Source organism: Klebsiella sp. CD33 (genome assembly GCF_051992865.1).
Lineage (GTDB): Bacteria > Pseudomonadota > Gammaproteobacteria > Enterobacterales > Enterobacteriaceae > Klebsiella > Klebsiella pneumoniae.
Genome location: NZ_CP197023.1, coordinates 290,493 through 309,067 on the forward strand (window position 1 = coordinate 290,493; position 18,575 = coordinate 309,067).

Genomic DNA, 18,575 nt, shown 5'->3' on the forward strand with positions numbered 1-18,575 from the left:
TTTTTAAAGACGTATGCTGTCCTCAACAAAACAGAGGAGAATAAATGATGAGCACTTTCGACAAACATGACCTCAGCGGCTTTATCGGTAAACATCTGGTCTATACCTACGACAACGGCTGGAACTACGAGATTTACGTCAAAAATGGCCACACCCTCGACTACCGTATTCACAGCGGCATCGTCGGCAATCGCTGGGTGAAAGATCAGGAAGCGTACATTGTGCGGGTGGGGGAAAGTATCTACAAAATCTCCTGGACCGAACCGACCGGCACCGACGTCAGCCTGATCGTCAACCTGGGCGACAAACTATTCCACGGCACTATTTTCTTCCCGCGCTGGATCATGAATAACCCGGAAAAAACCATCTGCTTCCAGAACGACCATATTCCGCTGATGAATTCGTATCGCGATGCCGGCCCGGCCTACCCGACGGAAGTGATTGACGAGTTCGCCACTATCACCTTCATTCGCGACTGTGGCGCGGATAATGACGAGGTCATTAATTGCCCGGCGAGCGAATTGCCTGCGGATTTTCCTGCAAATTTGTAATTCAGCAGAAATAACTTTGTGATCTGCGCTAACTTTTTGTCATTAAGCGTGACAATGACAGAATAATAAATTGTGAACTGGTTTAGTTCTCGTTTAATTTCAACTATTGCGTTCCTGTACTCTTTTTCGTGACAGGAACGCATCTCCGTCAAATTTCTGCCATAAAAAACTCCTATCATACTGTTTATTAAGAATTTATTTCTTATTCCGAAGAAATATTAATTTCTTAATATTATCCTAAGCAAGGTCGACTACATTAATAGTGGTCGAGATACCCTGAAATGGAATGCCGTGCTGAACTCACTTCATTTTAATTTCGTTTAAGTCCGCAGGCGCAGGATATTTTATTCTAACGACCCAGATTCGTGCGTGGGTCATCTACAGAACAGGATGATGATGAGCGATTTTTTGCCTTTTTCGCGCCCGTCGATGGGCGACGCAGAGCTGGCAGCCCTGCGTGAAGTTTTAGCGTCGGGCTGGATCACCACCGGGCCGAAGAATCAGGCACTTGAAGCGGCATTCTGCCAGCTGACCGGCAACCGTCATGCGATTGCCGTCAGTTCAGCGACCGGCGGGATGCATGTGACCCTGATGGCGCTGGGTATTGGCCCCGGCGATGAAGTCATTACGCCGTCCCAGACCTGGGTCTCCACTCTCAATATGATCTGCCTGCTGGGCGCCACGCCGGTGATGATCGATGTCGATAACGACAATCTGATGATTACCCCTGACGCGGTGGAAGCGGCGATCACTTCGCGTACCAAAGCGATAATTCCCGTGCACTACGCGGGCGCGCCAGCCGACATCGACGCCATTCGCGCGGTGGGCGAGCGCCATGGCATTTCGGTGATCGAAGACGCCGCCCATGCGGCCGGTACCCATTATAAAGGCCGCCACGTGGGCTGGCAGGGGACCGCCATTTTCTCGTTCCACGCGATCAAAAACATGACCTGCGCCGAAGGCGGGCTGATTGTCACCGATGACGACGAGCTGGCCTCCCGCATCCGTAGCCTGAAATTCCATGGTCTGGGCGTGGACGCTTATGATCGCCAGACCCACGGCCGCGCGCCGCAGGCGGAGGTGATCACCCCGGGCTTCAAGTACAACCTTGCCGATATCAATGCCGCTCTGGCGCTGGTCCAGCTGGAAAAACTGAGCCACGCCAATCAGCGCCGGACCGAGATTGCCCAGCGCTACCTGCGCGAGCTGGCGGACACGCCGTTTAAGCCGCTGAGCGTCCCGGCATGGGAGCACCAGCACGCCTGGCATCTGTTTATCATCCGCGTCGATGAGGCCGCGTGCGGCATCAGCCGCGACGCGCTGATGGAAAAGCTGAAGGCGATGGGCATCGGCACCGGCCTGCACTTCCGTGCGGCCCATACGCAAAAATATTACCGCGAGCGCTTCCCTGAGGTTTCCCTGCCGAATACCGAATGGAACAGCGCCCGCATCTGCTCTCTCCCGTTGTTCCCGGATATGACCGATGACGATGTCACTCGCGTTATCTCCGCACTGCGCCAGTTGTCAGGACGTTGATATGCTTACTTACCCTCCCGTGAAGAAGGTCTCGGTGGTTATCCCGGTTTATAACGAACAGGATAGCCTGCCGGAACTGCTTCGTCGTACGGATGCCGCCTGCGCCACCCTGGGGCGGCAATATGAAATTCTGTTGATCGACGATGGCAGCAGCGACGATTCCGCGCGCATGCTCACCGAAGCCGCCGAGGCGGAAGGCAGCCACGTCGTCGCCGTGCTGTTAAACCGTAACTACGGCCAGCACTCGGCGATCATGGCCGGCTTCAGCCATGTAACCGGCGATCTGATTATTACCCTCGACGCCGACCTGCAAAACCCGCCGGAGGAGATCCCGCGGCTGGTGGCGAAGGCTGATGAAGGTTACGACGTGGTGGGCACCGTCCGCCAGAACCGTCAGGACAGCATCTTCCGTAAAACCGCGTCGAAGATGATCAACCGCCTGATCCAGCGCACCACCGGCAAAGCGATGGGCGACTACGGCTGCATGCTGCGCGCTTACCGCCGCCATATCATCGACGCCATGCTCAACTGCCATGAGCGCAGCACCTTTATCCCGATCCTGGCGAATACCTTCGCCCGGCGCGCGGTGGAGATCCCGGTGATGCACGCCGAGCGCGAATTCGGCGACTCCAAATACAGCTTTATGCGCCTGATCAACCTGATGTACGACCTGGTGACCTGTCTGACCACCACGCCGCTGCGTCTGCTCAGCATTTTCGGCAGCGTGATTGCCCTGCTGGGCTTCGCCTTCGGCCTGCTGCTGGTGGTGCTGCGTCTGGCCTTCGGCCCACAGTGGGCGGCGGAAGGGGTGTTTATGCTCTTCGCCGTGCTGTTCATGTTCATCGGCGCCCAGTTTGTCGGTATGGGCCTGCTCGGGGAGTATATCGGCCGCATCTATAACGACGTGCGCGCCCGCCCCCGCTACTTTATTCAACGTGTTGTTCGCCAGCCGGAAACGGCATCTAAAGAGGAAGATCGTTCATGAAAGCCGTAGTCTTCGCTTATCACGATATGGGCTGCACCGGTATCCAGTCCCTGCTGGACGCCGGGTATGATATCGCTGCTATTTTCACCCACCCGGATAACCCTGGCGAAAACCATTTCTTTGGCTCCGTGGCGCGCCTTGCCGCCGAGCAGGGCATTCCGGTGTGGGCGCCGGAAGACGTGAACCATCCGCTGTGGATTGAGCGTATCCGCGAGATGAAGCCGGACGTGCTGTTCTCCTTCTACTATCGCAACCTGCTGGGCGATGAGATCCTCAATCTGGCGCCGAAAGGGGCGTTCAACCTGCACGGTTCGCTGCTGCCAAAATATCGCGGCCGCGCGCCGCTGAACTGGGTGTTGGTCAATGGCGAAAGCGAAACCGGCGTCACCCTACACCGGATGGTGAACCGCGCAGACGCTGGCGATATCGTCGCCCAGCAGGCCGTGGCGATTGGCGCGGATGACGCCGCCCTGACGCTGCATCGTAAGCTGTGCGCCGCCGCCACTGAGCTGCTGAGCCGGGCGCTGCCGGCGATCCTCGCCGGCACCACCGATGAGCGTCCGCAGGATCACAGCCAGGCAACCTATGTGGGGCGTCGTACCCCGGAAGATGGCCGGCTGGACTGGGAGCTGCCGGCGCAGACCCTGCACAATCTGGTGCGTGCGGTCTCGGATCCGTGGCCGGGCGCCTTCGGCTACGCCGGAGCGAACAAGTTTATCGTCTGGAAATCCCGCGTTCGCCACGATTTGCCAGCAGCTAAACCGGGCACCGTGCTCTCCATTGCTCCGCTGATCGTCGCGTGCCAGGACGGGGCGCTGGAGATTGTCACCGGCCAGACCGAACGCGGCGTGTACATGCAGGGCGCTCAGCTGGCGCAGGCGCTGGGCCTGGTGTCCGGGGCGGTGATCAGCAGCAAACCGGTGGTGGCGATTAAGCGTCGCACCCGGGTGCTGATCCTCGGCGTCAACGGCTTTATCGGTAACCACCTGACCGAGCGCCTGCTGCAGGACGACAACTATGAGATTTACGGTCTGGATATCGGCTCCGACGCCATCAGCCGTTTTCTCGACTGTCCGCGTTTCCACTTTGTGGAAGGCGATATCAGCATTCACTCTGAGTGGATCGAGTATCACATTAAGAAATGCGACGTGGTGCTGCCGCTGGTGGCCATCGCCACGCCTATCGAATACACCCGCAACCCGCTGCGCGTGTTCGAGCTGGATTTCGAAGAGAACCTGAAAATCATCCGCGACTGCGTAAAATACAATAAGCGCATTATCTTCCCGTCGACCTCGGAAGTGTACGGCATGTGCACCGACAAAAATTTCGACGAAGATAGCTCCAACCTGGTGGTGGGGCCGATCAACAAACAGCGCTGGATCTACTCGGTCTCCAAGCAGCTGCTGGATCGTGTGATCTGGGCCTATGGCGATAAGAATGGCCTCAAGTTCACCCTGTTCCGTCCGTTCAACTGGATGGGGCCGCGTCTGGATAACCTTAATGCCGCGCGTATCGGTAGCTCCCGCGCCATCACTCAGCTGATCCTCAACCTGGTGGAAGGGTCGCCGATCAAGCTTATCGAAGGCGGCAAGCAGAAGCGCTGCTTCACCGACATCAGCGACGGTATCGAAGCGCTGTTCCGCATCATCGAGAACAAAGACGGCCGCTGCGACGGGCAGATCATTAACATCGGTAACCCGGATAACGAAGCGAGCATCAAAGAGCTGGCCGAAATGCTGCTCGCCTGCTTCGAACGTCATCCGCTGCGCGATCGCTTCCCGCCGTTCGCCGGCTTCCGTGAAGTGGAAAGCAGCGATTACTACGGAAAGGGCTACCAGGACGTTGAGCATCGTAAGCCGAGCATCCGCAACGCCAAACGCTGCCTGAACTGGGAGCCGAAGGTGGAGATGGAAGAAACGGTCGAACATACGCTGGACTTCTTCCTGCGCACGGTTGAACTGGAGGACGATAAAAATCCATGAAACAGGTCGGCTTACGCATAGATGTCGATACCTTTCGCGGCACGCGGGACGGCGTTCCGCGGCTGCTGGAGCTGCTGGGCCGGCATGGGATCCAGGCAAGCTTCTTCTTCAGCGTCGGGCCGGACAATATGGGGCGCCATCTGTGGCGCCTGATAAAACCGAAGTTTCTGTGGAAGATGCTGCGTTCCAGAGCCGCCTCGCTGTACGGCTGGGATATTCTGCTGGCCGGCACCGCCTGGCCGGGGCGCCGCATCGGCGCAGGGAACGAAGCGGTGATCCGCGCCGCCGCCGAATCTCATGAAGTCGGCCTGCACGCCTGGGACCACTACAGCTGGCAGGCGTGGAGCGGCGTCTGGCCGCAGGAAAGGCTGGCGCTGGAGGTTGAGCGCGGCCTGCTGGAGCTCGAGCGCATCATCGGCCGGCCGGTGACCTGCTCGGCCGTCGCCGGCTGGCGCGCCGATCAGCGGGTGGTTAAAGCCAAAGAATCCTTCGATTTTCTCTACAACAGCGACTGTCGCGGCACGCGGCCGTTTCTGCCCCAGCTCGGCAGCGGCGTCTCTGGTACCGTGCAGATCCCGGTCACGTTGCCGACCTGGGACGAGGCGGTGGGCACGGCGGTGGATATCGCCGGCTTTAACCGCTACCTGCTGGACTGCATCCATCGCGACCCGGGCGTGCCGGTCTATACCATTCACGCTGAAGTGGAAGGCATTGCCTACGCCGATCAGTTCAATGAACTACTGACCATGGCGGCGGAAGAAGAAATTCAGTTTTGCCCACTGAGCCAGCTGCTGCCCGCTGACTTTAGCGAGCTGCCCTCAGGCAAAGTGGTTCGTGGTGAACTGGCTGGCCGGGAAGGCTGGCTCGGACGTGAACAATTACTGACTTCGGGTATTTGATGAAAAGCATTCGCTATGGCGTCTCTCTGATTGCGCTGTTTGCGCTGTATTATCTGCTGCCGCTCAATTTCCGTTTGCTCTGGCAACCCGACGAAACCCGCTACGCGGAGATCAGCCGTGAAATGCTGGCCACCGGCGACTGGGTGGTACCGCATTTTCTCGGCCTGCGCTACTTCGAAAAACCGATTGCCGGTTACTGGATCAACAGTATCGGTCAGTGGCTGTTTGGCCATAATAACTTCGGCGTACGCTTCGGGTCGGTCTTCGCCATCACCATGACCGCCCTGCTGGTGGCCTGGCTGGCGTGGCGGATCTTTCGTGATAAGCGGGTAGCTATCCTGTCGCCGATTATCTTCCTCACCGCGATGCTGGTGTATGCGATTGGCACCTATGCGGTGCTGGACCCGATGATCACCCTGTGGCTGGCGCTGGCGATGTGCAGCTTCTGGGGCGCGGTGCAGGCGCACAGCCGCAGCGGCAAAATACTGGGCTACGTGCTGCTGGGCGTCGCCTGCGGGATGGGGGTGATGACCAAGGGCTTCCTGGCGCTGGCGGTGCCGGTGGTGGGCGTTCTGCCGTGGGTGATCGCCCGTAAACGCTGGCGTGAAGTGCTGACCTACGGCTGGCTGGCGGTAATCGTCTGTACGCTGGTGGTGCTGCCCTGGGGGCTGGCTATCGCTCAGCGCGAGCCGGACTTCTGGCGCTACTTCTTCTGGGTCGAGCATATTCAGCGTTTTGCTGAAAAAGACGCCCAGCACAAAGCGCCGTTCTGGTACTACATCCCGTTCCTGATCGCCGGCAGTCTGCCGTGGCTGGCCCTGCTGCCGGGGGCGCTAAAGCGCGGCTGGCTTGAGCGCGATGAGGCCCGCGGCGCGCTGTATCTGCTGGGTTGGGTGGCGATGCCGTTCCTGTTCTTCAGTATCGCCAAAGGCAAACTGCCGACCTATATTCTGCCGTGCTTTGCGCCGCTGTCGATCCTGATGGCCCGCTACGCGCTGGAGGCCGCAAAGACCGGCGCGAAAGCGTTGCGCATCAACGGGATGATCAACCTGGGCGTTGGTTTGCTGGGGCTTATCGCCGTGCTGGTGGTCTCGCCGTGGGGCTTCATGCATAAGCCGGTGTGGACCAAGATTGAGCTGTATAAATGTCTGCTGGCGGCGATCGCTTTTGCCGTCTGGGCGCTGATGGGCTGGCTGGCGATGAAAGACTCTGGCCGCCGCTGGAGCCTCGCCGCGCTCTGTCCGCTCGGCCTGGCGCTGCTGGTGGGCTTCGCCATCCCGGACCGGGTTATCGACAGCAAACAGCCGCAGTTCCTCGTGGATATCGTCAGCGAATCCCTGCAGCCCAGCCGTTACGTCCTGACCAACAACGTTGGGATCGCCGGCGGCCTGGCCTGGGAGCTGAAGCGAAGCGATATTATTATGTTCGACAAACAGGGTGAGCTGAAGTACGGTCTCGACTGGCCGGATGCTCAGGGAAGCTTTGTCAGCCAGGCCGGTTTTGCCGACTGGCTGGCCGCGCATCGTCAGCAGGGGCCGGTCTCGCTGGTGCTGTTGATGGATAAAGGAGAGAGTATGCTCGACTTACCGTTACCGAAGCCGGATAACGCCTACGAGCTGGGCCGGGTCGTTTTCCTTCAGTACCTGCCGCAATGAGCGTCTGGATCTGTCTGGTGTGCGCCAGCCTGCTGAGCTGCGCCGGACAGCTCTGCCAGAAACAGGCGACCCGCCCGTCCCGTCGCGGACGGCGGAGTCGCCATATACTCTTCTGGTTGGGGATGGCGCTGTTATGTCTGGGCTGCGGCATGCTGCTGTGGCTGAGCGTCCTGCAGTCTATTCCGGTCAGCATCGCCTATCCGATGCTGAGCCTGAATTTCGTCTGGGTTACCCTCGCGGGCTGGGGCATCTGGCATGAGCCGGTCGCCCGTCGCCACTGGCTTGGCGTCGGGTTGATCGTCGTGGGCATTGTCATTCTGGGGACCAGCGTCTGATGGGCTTTTTCTGGGCATTACTCAGCGTCGGCCTCGTCAGCGCCGCGCAGTTGCTGCTGCGCAGCGCCATGGTGGCCTTGCCGCCGCTGACCGATATTGTGGCATTTCTCCAGCATCTGCTGCATTTCCAGCCCGGGACTTTCGGCCTGTTTTTCGGCCTGCTGGGCTACCTGCTGTCGATGGTCTGCTGGTACTTTGCCCTCCATCGCCTGCCGCTGTCGAAAGCGTATGCGCTACTGAGCCTGAGCTATATCCTCGTGTGGGCCGCCGCCATCTGGCTGCCCGGCTGGCATGAGCCGTTCTACTGGCAATCGCTGCTGGGTGTGGCGATCATCGTCGCCGGCGTATTGACCATCTTCTGGCCGGTGAAACGCCGCTAGCCGGGGAGCCGGCTTTTGGGACGGCCCGGGCCGAGCAGGATCGCCAGCTTGCTGCCCCCGACGGTGGTTTCCATCCAGATTTTACAGACGCTGGTTAACGGCACCGAGAGCAGCATTCCCACCGGCCCCAGCAGCCAGCCCCAGACCAACAACGACAGGAACACCACCAGGGTCGACATCCCCAGCCGGTGGCCCATCATGCGCGGCTCCACCATGTTGCCCAGCACCATATGCACCACCAGAAACAGCGCCCCTACCAACAGGCACTCATAAATGCCGCTGAACAGCAGCGCCTGCAGCATGGGGGGGATAGCGGAGATGGCGGAGCCAATGTTCGGCACATAGTTCAGCAAAAACGCCAGCACCCCCCACATCAGGGCGAACTGTACCCCCATCGCCAGCAGCCCCAGCCAGACAATCAGCCCGGTCCACAGGCTAATCAGCGTCTTCAGCGCCAGATAATGGGTGACGCCTTTCAGCGCCCGGTGCAATCCGGCGATATGCAGGCGCGGGTTATTGAGGGCAAAACGCAGTTTGTAGGGCAGGTGGCGAACCTCAAACAGCATAAAGATCACCGTCATCACCAGCATCACGATGCTGGCCATCGCCCCGGAAAGCTGGGTCATCAGCGTCGTGGCCCAGGTCATCAGCCGTTCTGAATCCATGCGCCGCAGCATCCGCTCCGGATTGATATGCAGATTAAGGAAGGGGAGATACTCCTGGAGCTGGAGGATCTTGCGCGTCAGGGCGCGGTTGAAATCGGGCAGCATGGCGACAAAGTCATTGAGCGACGCCGCCAGCACGCCGAGCAGCGCGGTGAGCATCACCAGCATCGCCGTCACCACCAGGGTAATGGCGAACGGACGCCGCACCCCGCGGCGAATGAACCAGGTGACCAGCGGGTTGAGAACAATAGCGAAAAACAGCGCCAGCAGCAGCTGCACCAGGATATCGGCGGCGGCGTGGATCCCGGCGAGGATAATCACCAGCGCCGCCAGCTTAAGTAAAATATGAAGCCCGGCTTTATCAGCCTGCGGAGGGGACATAGGTATTCCTTTTATGAGTCGCGCCAGATAAGTGTAGCGGTTCGCCGACTGCCAATATTCCGAAAGGAGGGCTGCTTTTCCGCCGACAGCGTGGTAATAGTGAAAGCTGGTTGTCGAAATCTGGTGGAACCTGATGCCCGAACCCGTCGCCGAACCGGCGCTTAATGGACTGCGCCTCAATCTGCGGATTGTCTCTGTCGTTATCTTTAACTTTGCCAGCTACCTCACCATCGGCCTGCCGCTGGCGGTGCTGCCCGGCTATGTTCATGATGTCATGGGCTTTAGCGCTTTCTGGGCCGGGCTGGTGATTAGCCTGCAATACTTCGCCACGCTGCTCAGCCGCCCGCATGCCGGGCGCTATGCCGACCTGCTGGGGCCCAAAAAGATTGTCGTCTTCGGCCTCGGCGGCTGCTTTTTGAGCGGTTTAAGCTATCTGCTGGCCGCCTGGGGCAGCGGCTGGCCACTGATTAGCCTGCTGCTGCTATGCCTCGGACGGGTGATCCTTGGTATCGGCCAGAGCTTCGCCGGCACAGGCTCGACGCTGTGGGGCGTCGGCGTGGTCGGTTCGCTGCATATCGGGCGGGTGATCTCGTGGAACGGGATTGTGACCTATGGGGCGATGGCGATGGGCGCGCCGCTCGGCGTGCTGTGCTATTCGCACATTGGACTCAGCGGTCTGGCCGGGGTCATTATGGCGGTAGCGCTGGTGGCTATCCTCTGCGCGCTGCCCCGCGCGGCGGTGAAGGCTGCCAAAGGCAAAGCGATGTCGTTTCGTGCGGTGCTCGGCCGCGTCTGGCCCTACGGCATGGCGCTGGCGTTGGCCTCCGCCGGCTTTGGGGTGATCGCCACCTTTATCACGCTATTTTATGACGCCAAAGGTTGGGACGGCGCGGCTTTCGCGCTGACATTATTCAGCTGCGCGTTCGTTGGCGCGCGGCTGCTGTTTCCCAACGCCATTAACCGACTCGGCGGGCTGAACGTGGCGATGCTCTGCTTTAGCGTGGAGGCGATCGGCCTGCTGCTGGTCGGCTTTGCCGATACGCCGATGATGGCGAAAATCGGTACTTTCCTTACCGGGGCTGGCTTTTCGCTGGTCTTCCCGGCGCTGGGGGTGGTGGCGGTGAAAGCGGTGCCGCAGCACAATCAGGGGTCGGCGCTGGCGACCTATACCGTGTTTATGGATTTGTCGTTGGGCGTCAGCGGGCCGCTGGCCGGATTGCTGATGGCCTGGACCGGGATCGCGATGATTTATCTCGCCGCGGCGGGGCTGGTGATGGCGGCGCTGCTGTTGGGCTGGCGGCTAAAAAAACGGCCCCCGGTTAGCGAACCGGAGGCCAGCGCACCAGGCCAGTAATTACTGGATGGTGAGGGTGTTGATGATGCTTTCCGCTTCGGTCTGCGCCTGCTGCTGGTTATCCGCCGGCAGGGTGACCTGCAGGGTCAGCAGCTTGTCATCCACTTTGCCGAGGATCACGGAAGACCAGGCGGTCTGCCCCTTGGCGGAGATGATGCTGTCCAGCTGCTGCAGGGTATGGCCTTTAATCTCCAGCGGTTTATTGCTCACCACCTGCAGCTGCGGGTCGCGGCTGCGCTGCTGATCTTCCAGGCGTTTCGCCAGCACCGCCAGATCTTCATTGGTGCTGTCGCCGACGATGACGATGACCGCTTTCTGGCCGGTAGCGTCAGAGTAGACGTGCATATTGTTCGCCTGGGTACCCAGTTTGCCGCTCTGGTCGGCCATGCCCGCAGGCAGGGTGAAGCTCAGCTTGCCATCCAGCAGGCTGATTGCCTGGCCGCTGGCATTGCTCTCCGCTGCTGCGCCAACGGTTGGCGCTTTTGAATCGCTGTTATCGCAGGCGGCAAGCCCCATCACCAGCAGGCCAATACCGACATATTTAACCAAATTGCGCATTGACATCTTCCTTTCGATAAACGGCCACTAATGGCTCATCCGGCTATCTTAACACATCAGCCCGCGAGTACCTTTAACTCGGCTGTAATGCCGACAAATCAGATTTATCCGCCAGTCTTTTCAACAGCATATTTAACAGCACGCCGTACATCGGCAGGAAGAAAATGATGCTGATAAGCACTTTAAAGCTGTAGTCGACGAGGGCGATTTCCCCCCAGTGGGCGGCCATAAACGGGTCCGGGCTGCGCCAGAAAGCGATAAAGAAAAACGCCACGGTATCGCTGATGTTGCCGAACAGCGTCGAGGCGGTAGGGGCCAACCACCAGCGGCGGCTCTGCCGCAGGCGGTTAAAGACGTGAACGTCGAGGATCTGCCCCAGCGCATAGGCCATAAAGCTGGCGACGGCGATGCGCGCGACGAAGAGATTAAAGGTGCCCAGCGCGGCAAAGCCCTGCCATTCGCCCATGTAGAACAGCGCGGAGATGCCGTAAGAGATGGCCAGCGCCGGGACCATCACCGCGAAAATGATGCGTCGCGCCAGCGGGGCGCCAAAAATTCGCACCGTCAGGTCGGTGGCGAGGAAAATAAACGGAAAACTAAACGCGCCCCAGGTGGTATGGAAACCAAAGATGGAGATCGGCAGCTGAACCAGATAGTTGCTGGAGGTGATGACCAGCAAATGAAATAGCGAAAGCCAGACGAGCGCTTTTTTGCGCTGTACGGTAGTAAACGGATTCATATTGTGACCTTTTTATGCCCGTCATGCTTCAGGTGAATGAGCAATCGGCAGCGGAACGTTGGGGTGAGGGAACCCAATTAAAAACGGCTGCATGATACTGCGTTGCCGGCGTAATGCAATGGTTGTTTTTCGCGCAAACGTTAACCTGGCTTGCGTACTGGCGAGCAGGGGGTAAACTAGGGCCGTTTTGTTGACGTGAGACTAAAATGAGCGAACTTTTCTCCACTCCTGACCACACCCTGGATGCCCTGGGACTCCGCTGCCCGGAGCCGGTCATGATGGTGCGTAAAACCGTGCGGACGATGCCGGTGGGCGAGACGCTGCTGATTATTGCTGACGATCCGGCCACCACCCGCGATATCCCGGGATTCTGCCGCTTTATGGAGCATGAGCTGGTGGCCCAGGAAACCGAAGCCCTGCCGTACCGCTACCTGATCCGCAAAAGCCACTGAGCCTCTCCCGGATGGCGGCGCGTAGCGCCTTATCCGGGCTACCCGACGGTCTGGAACCGTAGCCCTGCTAAGCGTAGCGCGAGCAGGGAAGCCGGTATCGATGCTACAACTTCTTACGCAATAACCGCAGCGCGTTAGCCGTTACCAGCACGGTGGCGCCGGTATCCGCCAGCACCGCCAGCCACAGACCGGTCAGGCCGAGCAGGGTGGTGACGAGGAAAATCCCCTTCAGCCCTAAGGCAATCGCGATGTTCTGGCGGATATTGGCGTGGGTGGCGCGCGCCAGGGAAATCATCTGCGCCAGGCCGGTCAGACGGTTATGGGTCAGCGCGGCGTCGGCCGTCTCCAGCGCCACGTCGGTTCCGCTGCCCATGGCGATGCCGATGGTGGCCGCTTTCATCGCCGGGGCGTCGTTGATACCGTCCCCGACCATCGCCAGCGGCGCGTCGGCATTCAGCGCTATCACCGCGTTGACCTTGTCCGCCGGTAGCAGACCGGCGCGGAATTCCAGCCCCAGTTCGCTGGCGATGGCCGCCGCGGCGCGCGGGTTATCCCCGGTAAGGATCACCCCCTGAACGCCCAACTGATGCAAAGCATCCACCGCCTGACGCGCGTCGTCGCGCAGGGTATCGCGCAGCGCCAGAATGCCGAGCAGCGTCTCGCCGCGCATCACCAGCACTACCGTTTGCCCGGCGCTTTCCAGCTGCTGGATCTGCGCCTCATGCTCTGCCGGGGCGGCTTTGCTGGCGGCGCAGATCAGGATGCGGCTGCCGTTGACTTCGGCTTCGATACCAGAGCCCGCCAGCGCCCGCTGGCCGCTGGCAAGCGGAATGCTCAGCTGACGCCGCTGCGCTTCACGGACGATAGCCTGCGCCAGCGGGTGGCTGGAGCCTTGCTCCACCGCCGCCGCCAGCGCCAGCAGCGCGTTGTCGTCAACTTCGGCCGTGGCAATAACCGAAGTCACCTGCGGCTGGCCGACGGTCAGGGTGCCGGTTTTATCGAACGCCACCTGGCGCACCTGGCCCAGCTGTTCCAGCGCCGCGCCGCCTTTGATTAGCGCCCCGCGGCGGGCGGCGACCGCCAGGCCGGAGGTGATGGCCGCCGGCGTGGAGATGACCAGCGCGCATGGACAGCCGATCAGCAGCAGCGTCAGTCCTTTATAAATCCACGGCAGCCAGGCGCTGGCGAAGAACAGCGGCGGGACAATGGCGACCAACAAGGCCACCACCATAATGGCCGGGGTGTAGATCCGGCTGAAGCGGTCGATGAAGCGCTCGATTGGCGCCCGACGCTCCTCAGCCTCTTCAATCAGCTTCAGGATGCGGTCGATGGCGCTGTCGCCCGGTTCGGATATCACGGTAAGCTGCACCAGGCGGTCGACGCTGGTGGCGCCCGCCGCTACCCGTTCCCCGGCCTGACGCTCCACCGGCACCGACTCGCCGGTCAGGGCGCTTTCATCAAAGCTGGCAAACGGCGACAGCAGTTGTCCATCCGCCGGCAGACGCCCGCCGGCAGCCACTTCAATCACATCTCCGGGACGCAGGTCGCGCTGGGCGACGGTTTCCCGCACGCCGTTGCGCAGACGGATGGCGGTGTCGGGCTTCAGCGCCATCAGCGCGCTCACCCCCTGCCGTGCGCGGCTGGCGGCCCAGCCTTCGAGACGCTCGCCGATCAGGAACAGCAGCAGGACCATCGCCGCCTCCGCGGTGGCGCCGATAAACAGCGCCCCGATGGCGGCGACGCTCATCAGCGTTTCAATGGCGAACCAGCTCCCGCTCTTGATCAGGCGTAGCGCCTGGCGGGCAACCGGCCACAGGCCAACCAGGGTGGTGGCAATAAAGGCCAACTGACCGGCAGGGTGGTTGGCCTGCTCCAGCCCCCAGCTCAAGGCCATCATGATAACCAGCGTCAGTAACGGCAGATTGTCGCGCAGCAGCGACCCTCGGGTTTGCTTAGCTGCGGGAGCATCGGCATCGCGCAGCGTATACCCCGCCTGGCGGACCGCGTTCTCAACCTGAGCGCGGACATCGCCCTCGGCGTTAACCAGCAGCTTTTCTGTGGCGAACAGCACCTGGACCTGACTGACCCCGGGCACCTGACGGACCGCGGTTTCCACCTTGCGGGCGCAGGCGGCGCAGTCCATGCCATCAACTTGCCAGCTATAGCGGGCGTCGCTAAGCGCTTCGGCGGCAGGGGCGGACTCTGTGGCGCAGGCGTGATCTGTACAGCAGCTCTCCGCCGGGGCGGTTGCTGGCCGCATGGTGAAAGACGAGAATTGTGGAACTTTTTTATCCTGCGCGTCTGGAGTCGACATGGCACCCTCCGGGAAATGATAATTTTCTCATTAGCCGTAGGATACACTCTGGAGTCGACTCCAGAGTCAAGAACTAAATTACAGGTACAGCGCGCGCACGATCAGGAAGTGGCCGGCAAAGTAGAACGCGGCGGCGATGGCGTTATCGGCGCGGAAGCGGCGACGATAGTGGCTCACCAGCCACACGGCATTGCTCAGCAGCAGCAGGGCTGCGCCGGCGAAACCGGACAGCGCGGTGTTGGTGGGGCGGGCAAACCACAGCTCGCCGGCCAGCCAGACCATTACCAGCGTCATTCCGATAAAGGTCAGCACCGGCATTTTCATCTCTTCCAGCCGACTCCAGATCACCGCCATTAGCAGGGCGCCGAATACCAGCAGCACCAGCGGCAGCGGCCAGAAGAACGACAGCGTCAGCTGGCTGGCGAACCAGATGGTATACAGCAGATGTGACAGGAAGAAAGCGCCCACCGCGTACATCACCCGCTGGCGCGGCAGCAGGGTCAGGGCGTCGCCGAGCAGCGAGGCGCACAGGCCAGCCAGCACCAGATAGCTGATGGCATTGAACATCGGCGCCTGCCAGGCCAGTAACAGCAACAGAATCAGGGTGACAGGTTTAAAAACCCAGCGTCGCCATGCCGGCCCACGATAGGATGCATCGACATAAAGCCATGCGGAGAAACAGACAGCAATAAATGACCAAAGCATAGTAAGTCCCTGTATCTGTTATCATAAAGAAAGTTACGGATGCGTGATGCTACTACTCAGTGTAGTGGTTTGGCGTAGCAGATGACAATGTTATTCCCGACGCAGTATGCTGATTCCTGATATTTTTTATGGGTAACCCTAATGAGTAAAATGCCCCTCTTTTTTGTTCTGGTCGTCGCGGTGATTGTGGTGGCGGCTTCGTTTCGCTATGTCCAGCAGCGCCGTGAGAAACAGGCGAATGACGCCGCGCCGTTGCTACAAAAGCGGGTTATCGTCAGCAATAAACGGGAAAAAGTGATTAACGATCGGCGCTCGCGGCAGCAGACGGTGACGCCTGCAGGCAGTGAGATGCGCTATGAAGCGAGCTTTCGCCCCGAAAACGGTGGTCTGGAGGTGGTGTTTCGCCTTGACGCGCCGCAATATCACGCGCTGAGCGTCGGCGATCGTGGGATGTTGAGTTATAAGGGCACAGCGTTCGTGGCGTTTACGCCCGATCCCTGAGCCCTTTTCAGGACTATTTTTTCAGCGTCGCCTTCAGTTTTTTCTGCCAGGCGACGAGCTCAAACACGCCGAAAATAAAAATGCGGATTTGCTCAAAGCGGCTCAGCGGCGGCGCCTCTTTCGGCTGCGTCGCCTTGAGCAGCGTCAGCTGCAGACCGTGCATCAGGATCATGAAAATCAGCGCGACGTTGACAAAGATATTCAGCGGCTTCGGGAAGGGCTGAAACAGATTCAATAACAGAAAGGCCCAGACGCACAGCATCAGCAGGCGGCCTAAATTAATCAGCATGGTGCTCTCCTTGGGCCTCACGTTGGTAAAGACGGTAGGCGACCTGTCCGGCCACTTTTTCACGATACAATTGCCAGTTAGCCGGCACCGGCGGTAAGCCGTTTTCGACTTCGCTTTCGACGTACACCAGGGCCTCATCGGCCAGCCAGCCTTGTGTCTCCAGCAGACGTAGCGTCTCCTCCAGCAGCCCCTGACGGAACGGCGGGTCGACGAACACGATCTGGTGCGGGGTCCCCGGCTGGCTCAGGAAGCTGAGGGTGTTGGTGGTGATCACCTTGCCGCGATCCGCTTTCAGGGTGGCGAGATTTTTTTGCAGCTGCTGGGCTACGCCGCGCTCCATCTCCAGCAGCGTGGTGCTGGCCGCATAGCGGGACAGCGCTTCCAGCCCCAGCGCGCCGCTGCCGGCAAAGCAATCGAGGCAGTGCGCGTCAACAATGGACGGCGCCAGCCAGTTAAAAAGGGTTTCGCGAACCCGGTCGGTGGTCGGCCGCAGGCCCGGGCTCTCCGGCACCGGTAATTTACGGCCGCGCCATTGCCCGCCGATGATGCGGATCTGGCCGCTGCCCGCGTGGTTTGGTTTTTTCATCTCTCTGCTCAAGTCTCAACTTCCAGCCTGCTATTCTAGCGATCGACGGCGGTTGACGAAACCTTAATCCGGGGGCGGTGCTGCGAGTTAAGTTAAGTGATAGACTATCCAACTAATTTCATCATTTTTTCAGCTTCTGATGAAGCTGCGCCATGAATAAACAGCGAGGAGTGTGGTCGCAAATGGCAAAAGAGAAAAAACGTGGCTTCTTTTCCTGGCTGGGCTTTGGACAGAAAGAACAGGCACAGGAAACCGAGACTGAGCAAAAAGTAGAAGAACAGCAAGCGGTTGCCGAAGAGATACCGGCGGTTGAAACCCCTGCTGAGCCGAGCGCGCCGAAAGCAGACCCGGAGGCGTTTGCCGAAGACGTCGTCGAAGTGACCGAGACGGTGGTCGAAAGCGAAAAAGCGCACCTCGCGGAGCCTGCCAGCGCGCAGGAAGAAGAGTGGGTGGAAACGCCTGTTCTGACCGAAGAAACGCCTGTTGTTGAACCGGAGCCCGCGGTCAGCGAACCGCCTGAACAGCCTGCGGTGGTTGAGCCGCTGGCGGAAGAGGTTATCGCCGAACCGGTGGTGGCGGAAGCCGTAGCAGAGCAGCCTGTGGAAGGCATCGTTGTCCAGCCGCAGGAGACAGAAGCGCCCGAAGAGGACGCGCCGTTAAGCGATGAAGAGCTGGAAGCGCAGGCGCTGGCGGCCGAAGCGGCAGAAGAGGCGGCGGTAGTGGTGCCGGCGCCCGAGGACGAGGCGCCGCTTGAAGCGCTGGCTCAGGAGCAGGAAAAACCGACAAAAGAAGGTTTCTTCGCCCGCCTCAAACGTAGCCTGCTGAAAACGAAGCAAAATCTCGGTTCCGGATTTATCAGCCTGTTCCGCGGTAAGAAGATCGACGATGATCTGTTTGAAGAGCTGGAAGAACAGCTGCTGATCGCCGACGTCGGGGTGGAAACCACCCGCAAGATCATTACCAACCTGACGGAAGGCGCCAGCCGTAAGCAGCTGCGCGATGCGGAAGCGCTGTACGGCCTGCTGAAAGAAGAGATGGGCGAGATTCTCGCCAAAGTAGACGAGCCGCTGAACGTTGAAGGCAAAACGCCATTTGTTATTCTGATGGTCGGCGTGAACGGGGTGGGGAAAACCACTACCATCGGCAAGCTGGCGCGTCAGTTTGAACAGCAGGGTAAGTCGGTGATGCTGGCGGCGGGGGATACCTTCCGTGCGGCGGCGGTGGAACAGCTGCAGGTCTGGGGCCAGCGTAATAATATCCCGGTGATCGCCCAGCACACCGGCGCCGACTCCGCCTCGGTGATTTTCGACGCCATTCAGGCGGCGAAGGCGCGCCATGTTGACGTACTGATTGCCGATACCGCCGGGCGTTTGCAAAATAAATCGCACCTGATGGAAGAGCTGAAGAAGATTGTCCGGGTAATGAAAAAGCTGGACGTCGACGCGCCGCACGAGGTGATGTTAACCATTGACGCCAGCACCGGGCAGAATGCTATTAGCCAGGCCAAACTGTTCCATGAGGCGGTAGGATTGACCGGGATCACTTTGACCAAGCTGGACGGCACCGCCAAAGGCGGCGTGATCTTCTCGGTGGCCGATCAGTTCGGCATTCCGATTCGCTATATTGGCGTCGGCGAGCGTATTGAGGATCTGCGTCCGTTTAATGCGGGCGACTTTATTGAGGCACTTTTTGCCCGAGAGGATTAAGA

General features: G+C 59.9%; 19 protein-coding genes. 12 read left to right on the plus strand and 7 right to left on the minus strand.

Annotation, left to right across the window (positions count from 1 at the left end):
- The first annotated feature begins 44 nt into the window (after nucleotides 1-44).
- The 8 genes from ACR809_RS01330 to arnF all read left to right on the plus strand — a co-directional run bounded on the left by ACR809_RS01330 (nucleotide 45) and on the right by arnF (nucleotide 8,323).
- Entirely contained in the window at nucleotides 45-551 is a 507-nt protein-coding gene (locus ACR809_RS01330; protein WP_004181483.1) for a phenolic acid decarboxylase, read from the plus strand.
- A gap of 396 nt (nucleotides 552-947) precedes the next feature.
- A complete protein-coding gene (gene arnB / locus ACR809_RS01335) occupies nucleotides 948-2,087 on the plus strand; it encodes a UDP-4-amino-4-deoxy-L-arabinose aminotransferase (protein WP_032104453.1) in 1,140 nt (379 codons plus the stop codon).
- 1 nt (nucleotide 2,088) lies between these two features.
- Nucleotides 2,089-3,072: an undecaprenyl-phosphate 4-deoxy-4-formamido-L-arabinose transferase gene (gene arnC, locus ACR809_RS01340; protein WP_002921035.1), complete on the plus strand. Its 984-nt coding sequence runs from the start codon at nucleotides 2,089-2,091 to the stop codon at nucleotides 3,070-3,072.
- On the plus strand, nucleotides 3,069-5,054 hold the full coding sequence (gene arnA / locus ACR809_RS01345; protein ID WP_064156819.1) for a bifunctional UDP-4-amino-4-deoxy-L-arabinose formyltransferase/UDP-glucuronic acid oxidase ArnA: 1,986 nt from the start codon (nucleotides 3,069-3,071) through the stop codon (nucleotides 5,052-5,054). Before arnC ends, arnA begins: the two co-directional genes overlap by 4 nt.
- Nucleotides 5,051-5,953, plus strand: coding sequence for a 4-deoxy-4-formamido-L-arabinose-phosphoundecaprenol deformylase (gene arnD, locus ACR809_RS01350; protein WP_064156818.1), 903 nt, complete (start codon nucleotides 5,051-5,053; stop codon nucleotides 5,951-5,953). The genes arnA and arnD overlap by 4 nt, the downstream gene beginning before the upstream one ends.
- Complete coding sequence (gene arnT / locus ACR809_RS01355; protein ID WP_004901135.1) at nucleotides 5,953-7,608, plus strand: lipid IV(A) 4-amino-4-deoxy-L-arabinosyltransferase; 1,656 nt, start codon at nucleotides 5,953-5,955, stop codon at nucleotides 7,606-7,608. The genes arnD and arnT overlap by 1 nt, the downstream gene beginning before the upstream one ends.
- On the plus strand, nucleotides 7,605-7,943 hold the full coding sequence (arnE, locus tag ACR809_RS01360; RefSeq protein ID WP_002920864.1) for a 4-amino-4-deoxy-L-arabinose-phosphoundecaprenol flippase subunit ArnE: 339 nt from the start codon (nucleotides 7,605-7,607) through the stop codon (nucleotides 7,941-7,943). Before arnT ends, arnE begins: the two co-directional genes overlap by 4 nt.
- Nucleotides 7,943-8,323: a 4-amino-4-deoxy-L-arabinose-phosphoundecaprenol flippase subunit ArnF gene (gene arnF / locus ACR809_RS01365; RefSeq protein WP_002920863.1), complete on the plus strand. Its 381-nt coding sequence runs from the start codon at nucleotides 7,943-7,945 to the stop codon at nucleotides 8,321-8,323. The genes arnE and arnF overlap by 1 nt, the downstream gene beginning before the upstream one ends.
- On the opposite strand, the gene ACR809_RS01370 is transcribed toward arnF, so the two are convergent.
- The gene (locus ACR809_RS01370; RefSeq protein WP_122051039.1) at nucleotides 8,320-9,369 is read right to left on the minus strand and encodes an AI-2E family transporter; all 1,050 of its coding nucleotides are present in this window, start codon (nucleotides 9,367-9,369) and stop codon (nucleotides 8,320-8,322) included. The genes arnF and ACR809_RS01370 overlap by 4 nt on opposite strands.
- Before the next feature lie 133 nt (nucleotides 9,370-9,502).
- On the opposite strand from ACR809_RS01370, the gene ACR809_RS01375 reads away from it, so the two are divergent.
- Complete coding sequence (locus tag ACR809_RS01375; protein WP_004186012.1) at nucleotides 9,503-10,723, plus strand: MFS transporter; 1,221 nt, start codon at nucleotides 9,503-9,505, stop codon at nucleotides 10,721-10,723.
- Here the strand turns inward: ACR809_RS01375 and ACR809_RS01380 are convergent, their stop codons facing one another.
- Nucleotides 10,724-11,281: a DcrB family lipoprotein gene (locus ACR809_RS01380; RefSeq protein ID WP_002920861.1), complete on the minus strand. Its 558-nt coding sequence runs from the start codon at nucleotides 11,279-11,281 to the stop codon at nucleotides 10,724-10,726.
- Between the two features lie 73 nt (nucleotides 11,282-11,354).
- Nucleotides 11,355-12,020: a 7-cyano-7-deazaguanine/7-aminomethyl-7-deazaguanine transporter gene (locus ACR809_RS01385; protein WP_002920860.1), complete on the minus strand. Its 666-nt coding sequence runs from the start codon at nucleotides 12,018-12,020 to the stop codon at nucleotides 11,355-11,357.
- Nucleotides 12,021-12,226: 206 nt separating this feature from the next.
- Between ACR809_RS01385 and tusA the strand changes: the two genes are divergently transcribed.
- The gene (gene tusA, locus ACR809_RS01390) at nucleotides 12,227-12,472 is read left to right on the plus strand and encodes a sulfurtransferase TusA (RefSeq protein ID WP_002920858.1); all 246 of its coding nucleotides are present in this window, start codon (nucleotides 12,227-12,229) and stop codon (nucleotides 12,470-12,472) included.
- Nucleotides 12,473-12,575: 103 nt separating this feature from the next.
- On the opposite strand, the gene zntA is transcribed toward tusA, so the two are convergent.
- Together zntA and ACR809_RS01400 are read right to left on the minus strand one after the other, a co-directional pair.
- Nucleotides 12,576-14,786, minus strand: a complete 2,211-nt coding sequence (gene zntA, locus ACR809_RS01395; protein WP_004151416.1) for a Zn(II)/Cd(II)/Pb(II) translocating P-type ATPase ZntA — start codon at nucleotides 14,784-14,786, stop codon at nucleotides 12,576-12,578.
- Nucleotides 14,787-14,864: 78 nt separating this feature from the next.
- Nucleotides 14,865-15,491: a lysoplasmalogenase gene (locus tag ACR809_RS01400; protein WP_004173987.1), complete on the minus strand. Its 627-nt coding sequence runs from the start codon at nucleotides 15,489-15,491 to the stop codon at nucleotides 14,865-14,867.
- Between the two features lie 150 nt (nucleotides 15,492-15,641).
- Between ACR809_RS01400 and ACR809_RS01405 the strand changes: the two genes are divergently transcribed.
- Complete coding sequence (locus ACR809_RS01405) at nucleotides 15,642-15,992, plus strand: DUF2500 domain-containing protein (protein WP_004173989.1); 351 nt, start codon at nucleotides 15,642-15,644, stop codon at nucleotides 15,990-15,992.
- A 13-nt stretch (nucleotides 15,993-16,005) separates the two neighbouring features.
- On the opposite strand, the gene ACR809_RS01410 is transcribed toward ACR809_RS01405, so the two are convergent.
- Both ACR809_RS01410 and rsmD read right to left on the minus strand, forming a co-directional pair.
- Nucleotides 16,006-16,281: a DUF1145 family protein gene (locus ACR809_RS01410; protein WP_002920822.1), complete on the minus strand. Its 276-nt coding sequence runs from the start codon at nucleotides 16,279-16,281 to the stop codon at nucleotides 16,006-16,008.
- Nucleotides 16,271-16,867 carry a 16S rRNA (guanine(966)-N(2))-methyltransferase gene (gene rsmD, locus ACR809_RS01415; RefSeq protein WP_002920820.1) on the minus strand — a complete coding sequence of 199 codons (597 nt, stop codon included), beginning with the start codon at nucleotides 16,865-16,867 and terminating at the stop codon, nucleotides 16,271-16,273. The genes ACR809_RS01410 and rsmD overlap by 11 nt, the downstream gene beginning before the upstream one ends.
- A 182-nt stretch (nucleotides 16,868-17,049) precedes the next feature.
- Between rsmD and ftsY the strand changes: the two genes are divergently transcribed.
- Entirely contained in the window at nucleotides 17,050-18,573 is a 1,524-nt protein-coding gene (gene ftsY / locus ACR809_RS01420) for a signal recognition particle-docking protein FtsY (protein WP_004188286.1), read from the plus strand.
- Nucleotides 18,574-18,575 lie beyond the last annotated feature (2 nt).

Bases quoted from the DNA above. Each gene is read 5' to 3' on its own strand.
- ACR809_RS01330 (WP_004181483.1), top strand. From the start codon at position 45: ATGATGAGCACTTTCGACAAACATGACCTCAGCGGCTTTATCGGTAAA.
- arnB (WP_032104453.1), top strand. From the start codon at position 948: ATGAGCGATTTTTTGCCTTTTTCGCGCCCGTCGATGGGCGACGCAGAG.
- arnC (WP_002921035.1), top strand. From the start codon at position 2,089: ATGCTTACTTACCCTCCCGTGAAGAAGGTCTCGGTGGTTATCCCGGTT.
- arnA (WP_064156819.1), top strand. From the start codon at position 3,069: ATGAAAGCCGTAGTCTTCGCTTATCACGATATGGGCTGCACCGGTATC.
- arnD (WP_064156818.1), top strand. From the start codon at position 5,051: ATGAAACAGGTCGGCTTACGCATAGATGTCGATACCTTTCGCGGCACG.
- arnT (WP_004901135.1), top strand. From the start codon at position 5,953: ATGAAAAGCATTCGCTATGGCGTCTCTCTGATTGCGCTGTTTGCGCTG.
- arnE (WP_002920864.1), top strand. From the start codon at position 7,605: ATGAGCGTCTGGATCTGTCTGGTGTGCGCCAGCCTGCTGAGCTGCGCC.
- arnF (WP_002920863.1), top strand. From the start codon at position 7,943: ATGGGCTTTTTCTGGGCATTACTCAGCGTCGGCCTCGTCAGCGCCGCG.
- ACR809_RS01370 (WP_122051039.1), bottom strand. From the start codon at position 9,369: ATGTCCCCTCCGCAGGCTGATAAAGCCGGGCTTCATATTTTACTTAAG.
- ACR809_RS01375 (WP_004186012.1), top strand. From the start codon at position 9,503: ATGCCCGAACCCGTCGCCGAACCGGCGCTTAATGGACTGCGCCTCAAT.
- ACR809_RS01380 (WP_002920861.1), bottom strand. From the start codon at position 11,281: ATGCGCAATTTGGTTAAATATGTCGGTATTGGCCTGCTGGTGATGGGG.
- ACR809_RS01385 (WP_002920860.1), bottom strand. From the start codon at position 12,020: ATGAATCCGTTTACTACCGTACAGCGCAAAAAAGCGCTCGTCTGGCTT.
- tusA (WP_002920858.1), top strand. From the start codon at position 12,227: ATGAGCGAACTTTTCTCCACTCCTGACCACACCCTGGATGCCCTGGGA.
- zntA (WP_004151416.1), bottom strand. From the start codon at position 14,786: ATGTCGACTCCAGACGCGCAGGATAAAAAAGTTCCACAATTCTCGTCT.
- ACR809_RS01400 (WP_004173987.1), bottom strand. From the start codon at position 15,491: ATGCTTTGGTCATTTATTGCTGTCTGTTTCTCCGCATGGCTTTATGTC.
- ACR809_RS01405 (WP_004173989.1), top strand. From the start codon at position 15,642: ATGCCCCTCTTTTTTGTTCTGGTCGTCGCGGTGATTGTGGTGGCGGCT.
- ACR809_RS01410 (WP_002920822.1), bottom strand. From the start codon at position 16,281: ATGCTGATTAATTTAGGCCGCCTGCTGATGCTGTGCGTCTGGGCCTTT.
- rsmD (WP_002920820.1), bottom strand. From the start codon at position 16,867: ATGAAAAAACCAAACCACGCGGGCAGCGGCCAGATCCGCATCATCGGC.
- ftsY (WP_004188286.1), top strand. From the start codon at position 17,050: ATGGCAAAAGAGAAAAAACGTGGCTTCTTTTCCTGGCTGGGCTTTGGA.